Raw genomic sequence first — 13,172 nt, forward strand, 5'->3', positions numbered from 1 at the left:
GTTATCTCCTTCCCCGCTGAGACTGGACAATCTCCCGGTAAATCCCGCTGCTTGCCAATAGCTCAGAATGAGTACCGCAGGCCGCAATTGTTCCTTGTTCCATAACAGCAATTTTATCCGCAGCCAGAACCGAACTAATCCGCTGCGCCACAATCAGACAAGTCAGCTGATTGGCATATTGGTTTAACGCTGCTTTTATTTTTTCTTCTGTGACCACATCCACCGCGCTGGTACAATCATCGAGAATAAGGATGGTAGGCTTCCTAACAAGTGCTCTGGCAATGGCGAGCCGTTGCTTCTGCCCGCCCGACAAATTAACGCCTCCCTGTCCTAATAAGGTGTTGTACCCTTCCGGAAAAGACATAATGAAATCATGCGCCGCTGCCAGTTTTGCTGCTGCTTCCACCTCGTGAGCGGCAGCATTTTCTTTACCCCAGCGGATATTTTCCATAATGGTTCCGGTAAATAAGACCGCTTGCTGCGGCACAAGGGCAATTTTCTCCCGTAACTGGCCTGGATTAATCTCCGTTATATCATGGCCGTCGATTTTTATTGAACCTGCCGTTATTTCGTAAAAACGCGGAATAAGGTTGACCAGGCTGGTTTTGCCTGCACCGGTCGAACCAATAATACCAATCGTCTGGCCAGGCAGGCAGGTCAGGCTGATATCTTTCAAAACCGGCTGGCCACCGAATCCGTCATAGCTAAAGCTGACATTTTCAAAATCAATACGGCCATTGTCTACCAGCTGAGTGCCGGCATAGCCTGTAACCCATTTGGCGTCGTTTTGCTGGTCAAAGACTTCGCCAATCCGCACAATCGAGGCTTTTGCCCTGACAAAGTTATTAAATATAAGGAACATAATCATTAACGACACCAATATCTGCGTCATATAGTTGATAAACGCAATTATATGTCCGGCCTGCACCTGCCCGGCGTGAATCCCCAGTCCCCCCATCCACAACACCATAACAACGCCAAGGTTAACAGTAAGGGCTATGCTGGGACTAAAAACGGACATCAGGCGAATAGCCCCCGCCGATTTCTCCTGCAATTCCTGGTTGGCTGCCGCAAATTTTTCCTGCTCATAGGCAAATCGTTTAAACGCCTTAACCACTCTAATCCCTGACAAATATTCTCTCATAACGGCATTAACCCGGTCCAGCGCAGCTTGGACCCCAACAAAACGGGGAAAACCGATCTTAATATTGATGGCTATCAATAAGGCAACGACCGGAACGACTAACACCAGTACCACCGCTAAGCGCGGATTAAGGTTAATAGCCATAACCAAACTGCCGATACATAAAAGCGGTGCTTTAAGCGAAATTCGCATTAGCCCATTGGCCAAAAGCTGCACTTGATTGACATCATTGGTTATCCGGGTTATCAATGAACTCCGATTGAGGTTATCAATATTCGTAAATGCCAGCATCTGAATTTTTTCGTATAGATCGCTCCGCAGGTCCGCGCCGAATTGCTGCGATACCTTACTGGAAATAACATTGCGCAGCGAGGCCGCCAGGGCACCGCATGCCGTTATAAAAACCATAAGAGCACCCTGGCTTAGAATATAATCGGTCCGCCTGCCTGCCACCCCTATGTCAATGATTTTGGACATGATGGTGGGAAGCAAAAGATCGCAGGTGGCTTCAATGGTTACAAACAGGGCAGCAACCAGAAACTGTCTCCCATATTTGGTTTTATATCTATGCAAAAAAGCCCAGGTGCGCATCTTCCTTCCACCTCCGTCCATCTGTAATATGGCTAACACTCCCAATTATACCATAGTATACAGCCAATAAAAAAATAAGAGAGGTATCCCCCTCTTTCTCATCACTTTTGGTGCATAGCCTGATTACAGCAGGCAACGACACAACCAAAATTTTTCATTTTTTCGGCTTATCGCGGTAGAATGCGATAGCTGCCAGGATTTTGCCTCGCAGGCAGTCATGCTGTCCACGCTTTTTAGTACCATTACCTTGACCTTAGCCATTTATGCGGCCCAATTATTGTTTCCCGGCCGACTGCGACAATATACTCAAACCACCTCAAAAATCCTATTGACTATAGGGTCTTTGAGGTGGTTTGCTTACGGTCTGCTTTTATAAGTGTACGGCTGATTCCTCTGGCTGGTAAAATAGGATTTTGCCTCCTCAAAATCGCATGCCGGATTTTTACACTTTCTTAATACTGTCAAATAAGATTCCTGGAGTTTAAGCGTTATCAACGAACGCTGTTTACATTTTGGACATATGGATTTTGGACTAAAAGGCACAACCTCATCTCCCTTCCTCTATAAAATATACCATTCGCCGAGAGGAAAAAAATTCCTTTTGTTAATAATTATGCTCAAATTCATCGTTTGCATAATTTAAGTCTCCGCCATTAATTTATAAGTTGTGGCTCATCGCCTATAATCTTATACTCTTTCTCTTCTACAAGAGTGCGTACTGCTTTGACCCTTCTGTGCTTTTATCATAAGAAAAGGTGGTCTTCTTCGTTCATTTTTCAGATCCTTATTAATTATCTCCGCTTCTTTAATCGGTGTTGGCTCTAACACTTTCACAATCTTAAACCCGCATCCAATTAGAGTATTCATAATAGTAGACATTGTCCTGTGATATTTAATAACATCCTTAATAAGCCAATTTTGTTTTCTTATCCCTTCATCATTATAATCATCTAATATCCAATGCATTTTCTCGCCATTTTCATTTTTGCACCAGCCATCAGGAATTTGTTTGGCGGTTGCGACAGGATGTTCTTGGGAAAAGATCAAAAATCCATTATTTTTTAGACAATACAATATTCTCTCCAACACATTTTTTAAATCGGCGATATAGTGAAAAGCTAACGAACTAAGCACCAAATCAAATTCTTCCCGGGGGAAGCCTATATCTTCAATAGGAAGGCAAACATATTCTATGTTCTCATGTCGATAAATTTGTTTTGCCCGGGAAATCATTTTTTTTGAAATATCTACGCCAATGACCTTCGCAGCACCTTGCGATGCATACCGACTACAAGCCTGTCCGAAGCCGCAGCCTAAATCCAATATACGCATTCCAGTTAAGTTTTCAGGCAAGAGCGATCTAAATGCAGGAATCTCAAGCACATCATTAAGACCAGTCGAATTCAGTCTGAGATCAAGATAAGCCTGATAAAAAATATCATTGTCATAAATATTTTGTTTCAAAGCAATCCCCTCCAGTACTTATATTCTCAAAGTATCCTTTTCCTCACCAATCTCCCCTTGAACCACTTCGCATTCTTTTGGGAAGGGACTTATAAACCAGATCATAAGAATGATCAATTAAACTTTTAATTTCTCCTTCCGGAATACTACCATCAAGCACTAGCGTGATCCAGTGGCGTTTATTTAAGTGGTAGCCAGGCGTTATACTTGCGTACTGTTGTCTTACTATTTCGGAATAGCCAGGATCACATTTCAGCGACAGATTATCCAGTCCATTCCTCCGTGACAGCAACGCAAATATTTTTGATGCTACTTTTATTACAATGACATCCGGTCCGAAAGGATAATCCTCCATGGCTCCGGGTTTAGCCAGACAATATAAAAACAGCTCTTTGGAATCCATTTTACGCATCTCCCCTCAATCCTGTAAACATCGGTACACTTCTGTATAATTAACTTTTCCCTTCGATTCTATTAGCCCTAATATCCGTATAATTCGAATTTAAGAATTGCCAAGAAAGAACTTGCTGATTATAATAATGATCAGGAGGTGCTAACCATGTCCAAAAATAAAAAAACAATACCATGTGGTACCATCAACCCCAACACACTAAAAATTGCCGGAAAGCCTAACCGGGCTATGACCCCGGAAGTCAAACTCGCTCCTGTTTGGGTGGATCGAAAAAATGACTATAGGCGCCATAAGGAAAAACAAAAACTCCGCCGTTATTCCGATGAATATGGAAACGGCGGAATTTTTTTGTCTGTTAAAATCTCAGGTAATAGAAATTCTTCATTCTCCCCTTATTCAAGGAATATAAATTAGCCCGGCAAGAGAAGTATTGCCTTTCTTGATTAATAAGCTCTTATAATCCTGTAAGGCATCAAATAATTGCGTGAATTTTAGTCGTAGCCAAAAACGGAAGAACGTATGTGTTCCGCCCCCGAAAATCGGAATACGATTTAAAGTAAATAGTGTACAGTTCACCCTGTCTCGTCCAAAATTCACGGTAAAAGCTGCCCGATACCCGGTTTCTTTCACCAAGCCTATAACCCGTTGATCATATTCGCCACCCGGATAAGCCAAGTATTCAACCTTTTTGCCAAGTCGCCACTCCAAACCTTCCTTGGAACGGAGCAACTGGGCACGAATCTCTTCATCAGAAGCTTTGGGCAAAGCTATATGGCTTAACGTGTGACTTTCGAAACTAATGCCGTTATCACTCATTTCTTTTATTTGATCCCAGGTTAAATACCGGTTATTATTGCCTATAAAATCAGTAATCAAAAATATTGTGGCTTTAAAATGATATTTTTTCAAAATTGGATAAGCCACTTGATAATTATCCTCATACCCATCATCAAAAGTAATCAAAATAGGTTTTGACGGAAGCTCTGTTCCATTTTGTAAATAGTCTGCCAATTCATCTGGCCCGATAGGGGTATAGCCATGTTTGTATAAATACTTGATTTGTGCTTCAAACTCGCTATCGCTGAGTGTTAATGAATTATGGCTTTGATTATTGATTTGGTGGTAGTTTAGAACCGGTACTCCCTGAAAGTAAGTAAAAAATATATAACTTATTCCTGCAATGATGATGAAAACTACGAGCAACCAGTTGAAATTCTTCGTCAATGAGTACAAAAAAAAGGCATCTCCTTATATAATAAGTTCATACAAATACCAATAATTCGATATTTAGCTAAGAAAACCTCTTTAAAGTTATGTATTTATTCATTTGCCACCGCCGATGGACTAACCTTTATCATGAAAAAGGCTATAAAGACATTTTTCTCGAAACAATCAGCGCATTAAAAACAGGTCGCACATTTACAAAAGCCATGGACTTACGTCAACAAGCTGCCATAAAAACAAACCTACCTTCTTCCACTCAGCAAAGTCTTGTCCGGATGAATAGGAAAGGAATGGGCTCCCCCTGGAGTAGTCAGATATACACCCAAAAAGATCCACAAGCCGCCCACAATTTCGCGCCACCCTAAATGCTCTCCCAGCAATAAAACAGCTAACAGCATTCCTACTACCGGCATGATATTAATGAAAATAGCCGTCTGGCTCGCACCTACTATCTTAACGCCCCTGTTCCACCAAATCATGGCTAAGACACCGCCGCCAAGAATCATGTAGAACATTGCCCCTATGCCGTTTGCCGTCAAATTCGTTGTGAGTTCAATGCCATCCCATAGCACGAGAATCCCCGTTAGTATAGCACCAATCAGGCCGGCCCAGGCCGTGGTAAACATCGGCGAAAGTTCAGCCATAATCTTACGGCCTAAAAGCGTGTAGATTGCCCAACAGGCTTGGCTGCAAAAAAACAGAATGTCACCAAAATTAAAAGAAAGACTTGTGATAATCGCCAGCGAGCCGTGGGTCACTAAAAATAAAACACCAAAGAATGAGGTAATGATGCCTATCCATTGTACTTCATTCATTTGCTCCTGATGAGCTAACGCAGCCATTACGGCCGTCATTGCCGGCGTGGTAGCAGAAACCAGCGTACAATTAATAACGGTAGAATATTGCAGCCCGCTAAATTGAAGAACGTTATTAAGCGTAATACCGCTAACGCCCATTACGGCTAGAATAGGCAAATGCCTTGCGGAAGGAAAAATATTTCTGCCATGCGTGATATATAAGATAATCAACAGGATCATGCTAATGCCAACATAACGATAGAGGGTGATCAGCAGGGGAGACAGTTCTTGCAGAACCACTTTGACTACCACCGGCTGCGCACCCCATAAAATTGCCGCCAGACACAAAAAAATATAGATTTTATTTGAACTATTATCCATGATAAATCCCTTTTTAGACTTACTAAAATTTATATTATGCCTCTTCCCCAGTCCCAACAACTCAAACCAGGACTTTCTCCAGATAACACACCTTAAAAGGAAGGTGGGCAATAATTGATTCATTATCATTCAATGCAGCAACCGCCTGTTTGGTGCAAACCTAATCATTGTCTATCGAAAGACCTCAGTCAAATTACTGACCAAGGTCTTTCCTTTTATCAAAGAAATGAGTCTATCTCATAGCAGATGAGCATTCTATGACTGTTGTTTGTTTAACAAGTTTGCAATTCGATTAAGGCCTTCGGTAATATTTTTTAACGATGTGGCATAAGACAATCTTACATGTGTATCGATGCCAAAGCCTGACCCGGGTACCAACGCAACTTGAGCTTTTTCAAGTAAAACATCGGCGAAATCGTCAGATCCATAAATTTGTTTGCCCTCGATTGCCTTGCCGATTAACTTGGAAATATTCATAAGTACATAGAACGCCCCCTTGGGAGTAACACAAGACAATCCAGGTATGGCATTAATTCGCTTTACCATATAATCTCTGCGACTAATAAATTCGGCAACCATTGTATTTATCATGTCCTGATTGCCGCAAATGGCCGCTTCTGCCGCCTTTTGCGCTATTGAGTTGGGATTCGAAGTCGCATGGCTTTGTATGTTTGCCATAATTTTCGCAATTTCATTATTTGAGGCCGTATAACCAATCCGCCAGCCGGTCATCGCATAGGTTTTGGAAACACCGTTCACCACAATGGTCTGTTCTTTGATTTTGTCATTCAGTGAGGCAATACTAACATGCTGATACCCATCATATATCAACTTCTCATATATTTCATCGGAAACAACAAACACTCCCCGTTCCACGGCTAAATCCGCAATTTCTGTAAGTTCTTCCTTAGAATAAACCATCCCTGTGGGATTGCTCGGGCTGTTGAGGATGATGGCTTTTGTTTTCTTGGTTAATGCTTGTTGTAACTGATCTACTGTAAACTTAAAGCCACTTTGTTCCGAAGTTTTTACAATTACGGGAACGCCACCGGCTATCTTTACCATTTCAGGATAGCTCACCCAGTACGGCGCCGGTATAATAACCTCATCACCGGGGTTGCAGATTGCTTGAAAAGTATTAATCAGAGAATGCTTGGCCCCATTGCTTACAACAATCTGGGCTGGTGTATAGTCTAAGCCATTATCCTTTTTGAACTTTTTGCAAATAGCCTGCTTTAATTCCATGATTCCTGATGCAGGCGTATATTTTGTAAAACCAGCTTCAATAGCGGCGATTGCTGCCTTTTTAATATGCTCCGGCGTATCAAAATCAGGTTCACCTGCACCAAAGCCAATCACATCAATTCCCTCAGCCTTCATTTTTTTGGCCTTCGCGTCTATAGCCAGTGTAGATGACGGACTAATTGATAACCCCATTTTTGATAACTCCATTGATACCACTCCTCAAGTCTTGATATGCATAACCCAAACAACCCCGTACACAATATACAGCCACTCTGGTCAATTCATGGCTCCATTATTTATTATACACATGTGTATACATTAACACTACCTCGTTTTTTACCAATATACAATAACTTCCACTGCTAAATTTTAAAAATTCACCTTGTCCTGATTCATCCTGATAAAAATATACAACGTGCTAAAGATTTGTGCAGGCGGGGGGTGCGTTGGCAAAAAGCGGAAGTCAAACGCCAGTGGCGGAGCGTTGTCAATGCACCTCCCGCCTGCGCCGGCAGTATTCTTTAATGTGGTATGAATTGATTTCACAGCATTTCATAAACTAATTTTCGAGGTGGTCGTTATGACATATAGAGCAAATGGCTCCTATCTAAGATTCCGTACCTATACAAAATCATACAGGAAACCGAGTTCTATTGGTAAATCCATGGATGCCGCAATTACGGAAAGCCAAGCTAAAAAGCATCTGCGTGATGAACCTGCCGTTCGATCAAACCAAAACGTTTACGACAATTTATCAGAGTAACCGCATATCCCATTGGTACAATTCTTTTTACTGCCCAGGCTGTAAAAGTTCCGCTCTCTGCATAGAATAAAAAGGATAGGTAATCTATCTAAAGCCGTTCAAGGAGACAGCTGCCGTGAAAATAACATGAGCCGTTAGTTGCTTGATAGGGTTGCCTATCATTGGAATAGCCGGAGAGTTTTTACTCTCCGGCTATTTGCCCGTTAAAAACCCATTGCCTGCTTTACTATTTCCATTTGTTCTGGGGAAGTAAGCCTCTCCAGGAGTGTAAATGCAACCCCCGGTGCAGTTTGCGGGCAATAGGAAGTAATAATGTTCTTATCAATGACAATCGGTTCATTTACAACGTCAACGCCAAACGCCTTCAGTTGTTGTTGACGATAGGCATTATTCAAATGGTAGGTTGTGGCCTTTCGTCCTGCTAACACTCCGCTTTTACCCACAGGCAATGCGGCAACGCAAACCGTGGCAATCCATTTGCCTTGTGTGTCAAATTTACGGACAAGGTCCAAAAACTGTTCATCATAAGCTTCCTCATAAAATCCGAATTCTTCAAAACCGCCGGGAATTGCCAGCGCATCATACTCATCAACCCGAATCTGATCAATTGTTGTATCGACCAAAACCGGGATATGGAAAGTACTCACTACCCGTTTTTGAAAGCCACAAGTAACGATTGATACATCATAGTGATAATCATTTCTTGCCCACCCCATGACATCAACAAAAGCACTACATTCCATGGTTTCAAACCCTTTAAGCATAAATAGTAATATTTTCATTTTCTCCTCCGTTCTATGGCTTGAGCCGCCATATATTGATCACTATTTGTTACACCTTAAGAAATAAACTCCTGCTAATTTCTTAAAAATACCGGCAGGAGTTTATCTATATACAACGTTCCAAGGATTTTATATATACTATAGGTTCTCTATAAAGCGCCTTGCTTGTTTGCTAAATAATCGGGTTTGAAGAGTCGGCCAGGCAGGAAAAAGGCAAGCGCGGCAGCGGCAACAGGAATCACAGAAATAATAGTAAATACACTCGGAACCCCAAAATGATCGGCAACATATCCCAGAAGCGTGACGGCCAGGCCGCCCAAACCTATACTAAAGCCAATAGTCAGGCTTGCCGCCAGGGCTTCATAACCGGGCATCATTTCCTGAGCCAAAACCGTTGTGGACGAGAACGATGCGATGTAAACAAAGCCGATTGTCAATACGAGCGGCAACGTCCAGTAGCCGGTAACATGAGGCAAAACGAGCAACATGGGTAGTGTCAATAACATGGAACCGAGAATGATCGTTTTCCGGCCGAACTTATCACCAAGCACGCCGCCAACATAGGTTCCCGCTACCCCGCTTAACAGATAACCTGAGACGAGATAACTGGCATAGGCGTGACTGCCTCCGAGATAATCCGCAAAGTAAAGAGGAATATAGGTCGTTAACCCGGCAGCGATACTGCTGCGAAAGAAAATATAAAAAAGCAGCAAACTGACCATAGCCAAGGGTATTGGGGTAGTCGCCCCGCTCTTTTTGACTTTCGGAGTTTCCTGCGGCAAAGTCTGGGGTGACAGTGCGGACAGGTTTAACCACAACAAAGCCGCCAGCAACAAAGCCGGAAGGCAAAAATACAGGGTATTGTTTATTGATCCGGGTAAAGTCAACAGTGTCATCATAAAAACCGAACCACAAGCCTGGCCTAAGTTGCCGCCGACGGAAAATACAGCCATACTTTGGCCCCGGCTATTAGCTTGCGTGGTATTGTGAATCATTTTTGCGCCCTGGGGGTGAAAAGCGGCAATCCCTAGGCCGGTAATAATCACAATAGCCAGCAAACCTATATAGGATGGAGCTAAGCCGGTTACAGCCATTCCCACGCCGGAGAGCAGAACCCCGGCAGGAACCAGCCAGGGAAGCGGAAAACGGTCGGTTATATAACCGAATACAGGCTGGATCACGGAGGAAGTCACATTCTGAGCCAATACAATTAAGCCAACTTGTGAATAGGAAAGAGCAAATGCGCTTTTTAAAAACGGCAAAAGAATCGGCAAAGCGCCCTGGCTTAAATCAGTAATGGCGTGACTAAGCGCAACTAAAACCAAGGATTTTGACAGGATTGTCTTTTTTTGTGTATTCATAGATTTCCTTTCAAGAATTAACTCGCGTAAAACCTTCTCTGTGATTTTACCCCGCAGTTAATACACTACGAATTTTTTGAAATGAGGCCCGTAAAATAGCGATCACAGTGTCAACCGTGCCGCTGCCCACATGCGGGGTCGCCACCACATTGTCAAGCGTTAATAACGGATTATCGGCATTAACGGGTTCGGTAGCCCAAACATCAATTGCCGCACCAAGAATTTTGCCATTCGCCAAAATTTCATAAAGATCCTGTTCATTTACTACATTTCCCCTGCTGACATTAATAAAGACTGCATTCTTTTTCATGAGCTTCAGCTTTTCGGCGTTAATCCAATTACGGGTTGTGGGACTAAGCGGTACATGGATACTGACAATATCCGCTTCTGTCAGCAATTCCTCCAATGTCAGGTAGGTAACCCCATAACGGGCTTCTACTTCGGCGGAAGCCCGCGTCCGGCTATAATAGTAAAGCGTTGCGCCAAAAGCCTTCGATAGCTCGGCTACCCGCTTGCCGATATCGCCAAAACCAATGATGCCATACTTTTTACCCTTGATTTCATAGGAACAATTGCGGTATTTCCACATCGACCAGACACCGTTTCTAGTATCCTTATCCAACTGTCTGATTTTGCGGTAAACCTCGAGAATAAGGCCCATCGTCAACTCAGCCACCCCGTTGGCATTGCCCCCCGGAACATTGCCGACAACAATGCCGCGTTTGGCAGCAGCAGTTAAGTCGATATTATCTGTGCCCACTCCCATTTTCTGAACGATTTTGAGTTTGGGCGCACGCTGCATAAAGGCATCATCTACCCGATACGTTGCCGTAAGCAAAGACTCTGCCTGAGCAAGATTCACCTCGCGTTCGTCTTCCGGTATTTCGTCCCAAAAAAGTAAATCCATATCTTCCGGAACCTCCGAACGAAATAAAGTCTTCATCTCCGGAGTTATCTTATCAAGAAAAATACAATTCATTAGCTTCACTCCTGCTGCTTAGTATTGGGAAGAGCAAAACGATACGATTATAATACGCCATTCCATTCCGGCTTTCCTTTAAAAATTATTTTTGACTGAGATGTATTAAAAAATAAGGCCAACTGCAGCTAAACGCCGCATTATTTCGGCGATAATTTTTTCTTCCTCCACTTCATTTTCTGCTTCAAAGGTTACCGAAAGCCTGATATAAGCTCCTGCTTCATCCCAAGGAACAGTCGAAATTAACGTTTCCTTAAGAAGAAAATCCGCAAATTCTTCGGCTGTTGAAAATAATTTGCCAGACTTAGTCCCCCGGGGTATCTGAACATACAAATAAAAAGACGCTTTTGGTTTCGTAACTGTAAAACCAATGTGTTTCAGGGCGTTAACGAGTAAAGTATGGCGTCGGGAATATTTCAAAGCTGTTTTTTGTGTTATTTCCGGGTGCTGCAAACAGTAAATACCGGCCTTTTGAATAGGGGCAAACTGACCGGAATCATGGTCGTCTTTTACCGCGGCAAATCCCTTCACAACTAATTCATTACCACAGACAAACGCCAGCCGCCAACCTGTCATATTGAACGCCTTGGACAGGGAGTGAACCTCGATTCCAACGTCTTTAGCCCCCTCGACCGACAAAAAACTGAGGGGACGCTGTCCGTCAAAAGTGAGTGCGGCATAAGCGGCATCTGAGACAACAATAATCCCGTTTTCCTTGGCGAAACAGACGACTTCCTCAAAAAACTCTTTAGTTGCTGTCGCTCCGGTCGGATTATTAGGATAATTAAGATATAATAACTTGGCTCGCCGGCGCTGCTCGGCAGTCAATACATCCAGCTTGGGCAAATAATTATTTTCAGCCAATAGTGGCAACGCAACGACTTCTCCGCCTAGTGCCTTGGTCGCAGTCCCTAAAATCGGATAACCGGGAACTGTTATAAGCGTAATATCTCCCGGATTTATAAAAACTAACGGCAGAAGTGCCAAAATGGATTTTGAACCAATTCCATGATTTACTTCATTGACCGGATCAAGGCCATAAACCTGATACACCTCCTTCATATACTGAACAGCGGCGTCTTTAAATTCCTGAATCCCGTTGTCGGTATATCCCCTGTTTTCCCTTCGCTTGGCTTGCTCATATAAAATTTCAATAACTTCTTTTTCTGCCATCCAGTCTGGTTCCCCTACTCCCAGGTCAATCAGGTCGATAGCAGGCTGACGTTTACGCGCTTCTCTTTTTGCTCTCTTGATTTTTTCAAATTTATAGAGTATAACATCATTGCCAAAGTGCTTGCCCCCTATCCGGTCTGCAAACAACTGCTGAATAAAACTTGCCTTCATTGTATCGCCTCCCTTGAATTAGCCGGAAAAACAAACTGCCTGCTTCACCGGCTGTTTCACTGATAAAATATTTGTATTATACAAATATTAATCATCCAGCATCCTACTTTCTTGCGCATTTTACCTGGCCTTTTCTAAGGCCGTTACTAACAGTTCTACTCCTCTCATCACTTCACGAACATGGCCGCGCGGCAGATTGGAGATAACTTCTTTATAATAATCTTCAATGCTGTTTTGTAGTTGCCGGGCCACCGTTTTACCTTTTTCCGTTAGAGTAGCCTCAACAATCCTTTTATCATAAACCGATCGGTTTTTCAGAATTAGCCCGTCCCGGACTAATTTGCTCATAATTCTGGTGATCGTACTAATGTCCAGACGCATCTTCTCGCTAATTTCATTGATCGCCAATGCCTGATATTTATAGATTTCCAATAGTATATAGCATTGTGAATAGGTAAAACCATGGATTCTAATTTGTTCTTTTTCCAGAACCTGAAAAGTACGTACGGCTTTTTGCAGCAGCTTACCAATATCCTCAATACATTGCTGATATTTATCTACTTCGCCCGTTATCTTAACTCACTCCTCTACTTAATTTGTATCATACAAATATTATTTTGTCAATTCTCTCCATCAGCTTATAAGACTCTCCTTACCGGCCGTACTTCTATTCGTTCACTACTTT

12 protein-coding genes are annotated in these 13,172 nt (G+C 42.8%); 1 reads left to right on the forward strand and 11 read right to left on the reverse strand.

Going from position 1 to position 13,172, the window contains the following annotated elements; all coding sequences use genetic code 11:
• Position 1: 1 nt before the first annotated feature.
• From BLR65_RS20855 to BLR65_RS20865, 3 genes are all read right to left on the reverse strand, one after another.
• Complete coding sequence (locus tag BLR65_RS20855) at positions 2–1,735, reverse strand: ABC transporter ATP-binding protein (RefSeq protein WP_093796111.1); 1,734 nt, start codon at positions 1,733–1,735, stop codon at positions 2–4.
• 687 nt (positions 1,736–2,422) lie between these two features.
• Complete coding sequence (locus tag BLR65_RS20860; RefSeq protein ID WP_093796112.1) at positions 2,423–3,199, reverse strand: class I SAM-dependent methyltransferase; 777 nt, start codon at positions 3,197–3,199, stop codon at positions 2,423–2,425.
• 43 nt (positions 3,200–3,242) lie between these two features.
• Positions 3,243–3,602, reverse strand: coding sequence for an MmcQ/YjbR family DNA-binding protein (locus BLR65_RS20865; protein ID WP_093796113.1), 360 nt, complete (start codon positions 3,600–3,602; stop codon positions 3,243–3,245).
• 156 nt (positions 3,603–3,758) lie between these two features.
• On the opposite strand from BLR65_RS20865, the gene BLR65_RS20870 reads away from it, so the two are divergent.
• Positions 3,759–4,025, forward strand: a complete 267-nt coding sequence (locus tag BLR65_RS20870; RefSeq protein ID WP_093796114.1) for a hypothetical protein — start codon at positions 3,759–3,761, stop codon at positions 4,023–4,025.
• Here BLR65_RS20870 and BLR65_RS20875 read toward each other — a convergent pair.
• The 8 genes from BLR65_RS20875 to BLR65_RS20910 form a co-directional block, all read right to left on the reverse strand.
• Positions 4,008–4,835, reverse strand: coding sequence for a polysaccharide deacetylase family protein (locus BLR65_RS20875; RefSeq protein WP_245692958.1), 828 nt, complete (start codon positions 4,833–4,835; stop codon positions 4,008–4,010). The genes BLR65_RS20870 and BLR65_RS20875 overlap by 18 nt on opposite strands.
• A 242-nt stretch (positions 4,836–5,077) precedes the next feature.
• Positions 5,078–6,013, reverse strand: a complete 936-nt coding sequence (locus BLR65_RS20880) for a DMT family transporter (RefSeq protein ID WP_169716920.1) — start codon at positions 6,011–6,013, stop codon at positions 5,078–5,080.
• 255 nt (positions 6,014–6,268) lie between these two features.
• Positions 6,269–7,465 carry a pyridoxal phosphate-dependent aminotransferase gene (locus tag BLR65_RS20885; RefSeq protein WP_093796117.1) on the reverse strand — a complete coding sequence of 399 codons (1,197 nt, stop codon included), beginning with the start codon at positions 7,463–7,465 and terminating at the stop codon, positions 6,269–6,271.
• A 759-nt stretch (positions 7,466–8,224) separates the two neighbouring features.
• Positions 8,225–8,803 carry a DJ-1/PfpI family protein gene (locus BLR65_RS20890; protein WP_093796118.1) on the reverse strand — a complete coding sequence of 193 codons (579 nt, stop codon included), beginning with the start codon at positions 8,801–8,803 and terminating at the stop codon, positions 8,225–8,227.
• Between the two features lie 149 nt (positions 8,804–8,952).
• Positions 8,953–10,164, reverse strand: coding sequence for an MFS transporter (locus BLR65_RS20895; RefSeq protein WP_093796119.1), 1,212 nt, complete (start codon positions 10,162–10,164; stop codon positions 8,953–8,955).
• Between the two features lie 46 nt (positions 10,165–10,210).
• A complete protein-coding gene (locus BLR65_RS20900; RefSeq protein WP_093796120.1) occupies positions 10,211–11,143 on the reverse strand; it encodes a 2-hydroxyacid dehydrogenase in 933 nt (310 codons plus the stop codon).
• A gap of 105 nt (positions 11,144–11,248) precedes the next feature.
• Complete coding sequence (locus BLR65_RS20905) at positions 11,249–12,487, reverse strand: LL-diaminopimelate aminotransferase (RefSeq protein WP_093796121.1); 1,239 nt, start codon at positions 12,485–12,487, stop codon at positions 11,249–11,251.
• 120 nt (positions 12,488–12,607) lie between these two features.
• The gene (locus tag BLR65_RS20910) at positions 12,608–13,060 is read right to left on the reverse strand and encodes a MarR family winged helix-turn-helix transcriptional regulator (RefSeq protein ID WP_425441020.1); all 453 of its coding nucleotides are present in this window, start codon (positions 13,058–13,060) and stop codon (positions 12,608–12,610) included.
• Positions 13,061–13,172 lie beyond the last annotated feature (112 nt).

Source organism: Sporomusa acidovorans, assembly GCF_900101845.1.
Taxonomy (GTDB): Bacteria; Bacillota; Negativicutes; order Sporomusales; family Sporomusaceae; genus Sporomusa; species Sporomusa acidovorans.

Excerpts from the sequence above, each read along its gene's own strand:
- BLR65_RS20885 (WP_093796117.1), bottom strand. The coding sequence starts at position 7,465 with ATGGAGTTATCAAAAATGGGGTTATCAATTAGTCCGTCATCTACACTG.
- BLR65_RS20880 (WP_169716920.1), bottom strand. The coding sequence starts at position 6,013 with ATGGATAATAGTTCAAATAAAATCTATATTTTTTTGTGTCTGGCGGCA.
- BLR65_RS20905 (WP_093796121.1), bottom strand. The coding sequence starts at position 12,487 with ATGAAGGCAAGTTTTATTCAGCAGTTGTTTGCAGACCGGATAGGGGGC.
- BLR65_RS20890 (WP_093796118.1), bottom strand. The coding sequence starts at position 8,803 with ATGAAAATATTACTATTTATGCTTAAAGGGTTTGAAACCATGGAATGT.
- BLR65_RS20900 (WP_093796120.1), bottom strand. The coding sequence starts at position 11,143 with ATGAATTGTATTTTTCTTGATAAGATAACTCCGGAGATGAAGACTTTA.
- BLR65_RS20895 (WP_093796119.1), bottom strand. The coding sequence starts at position 10,164 with ATGAATACACAAAAAAAGACAATCCTGTCAAAATCCTTGGTTTTAGTT.
- BLR65_RS20870 (WP_093796114.1), top strand. The coding sequence starts at position 3,759 with ATGTCCAAAAATAAAAAAACAATACCATGTGGTACCATCAACCCCAAC.
- BLR65_RS20855 (WP_093796111.1), bottom strand. The coding sequence starts at position 1,735 with ATGCGCACCTGGGCTTTTTTGCATAGATATAAAACCAAATATGGGAGA.
- BLR65_RS20865 (WP_093796113.1), bottom strand. The coding sequence starts at position 3,602 with ATGGATTCCAAAGAGCTGTTTTTATATTGTCTGGCTAAACCCGGAGCC.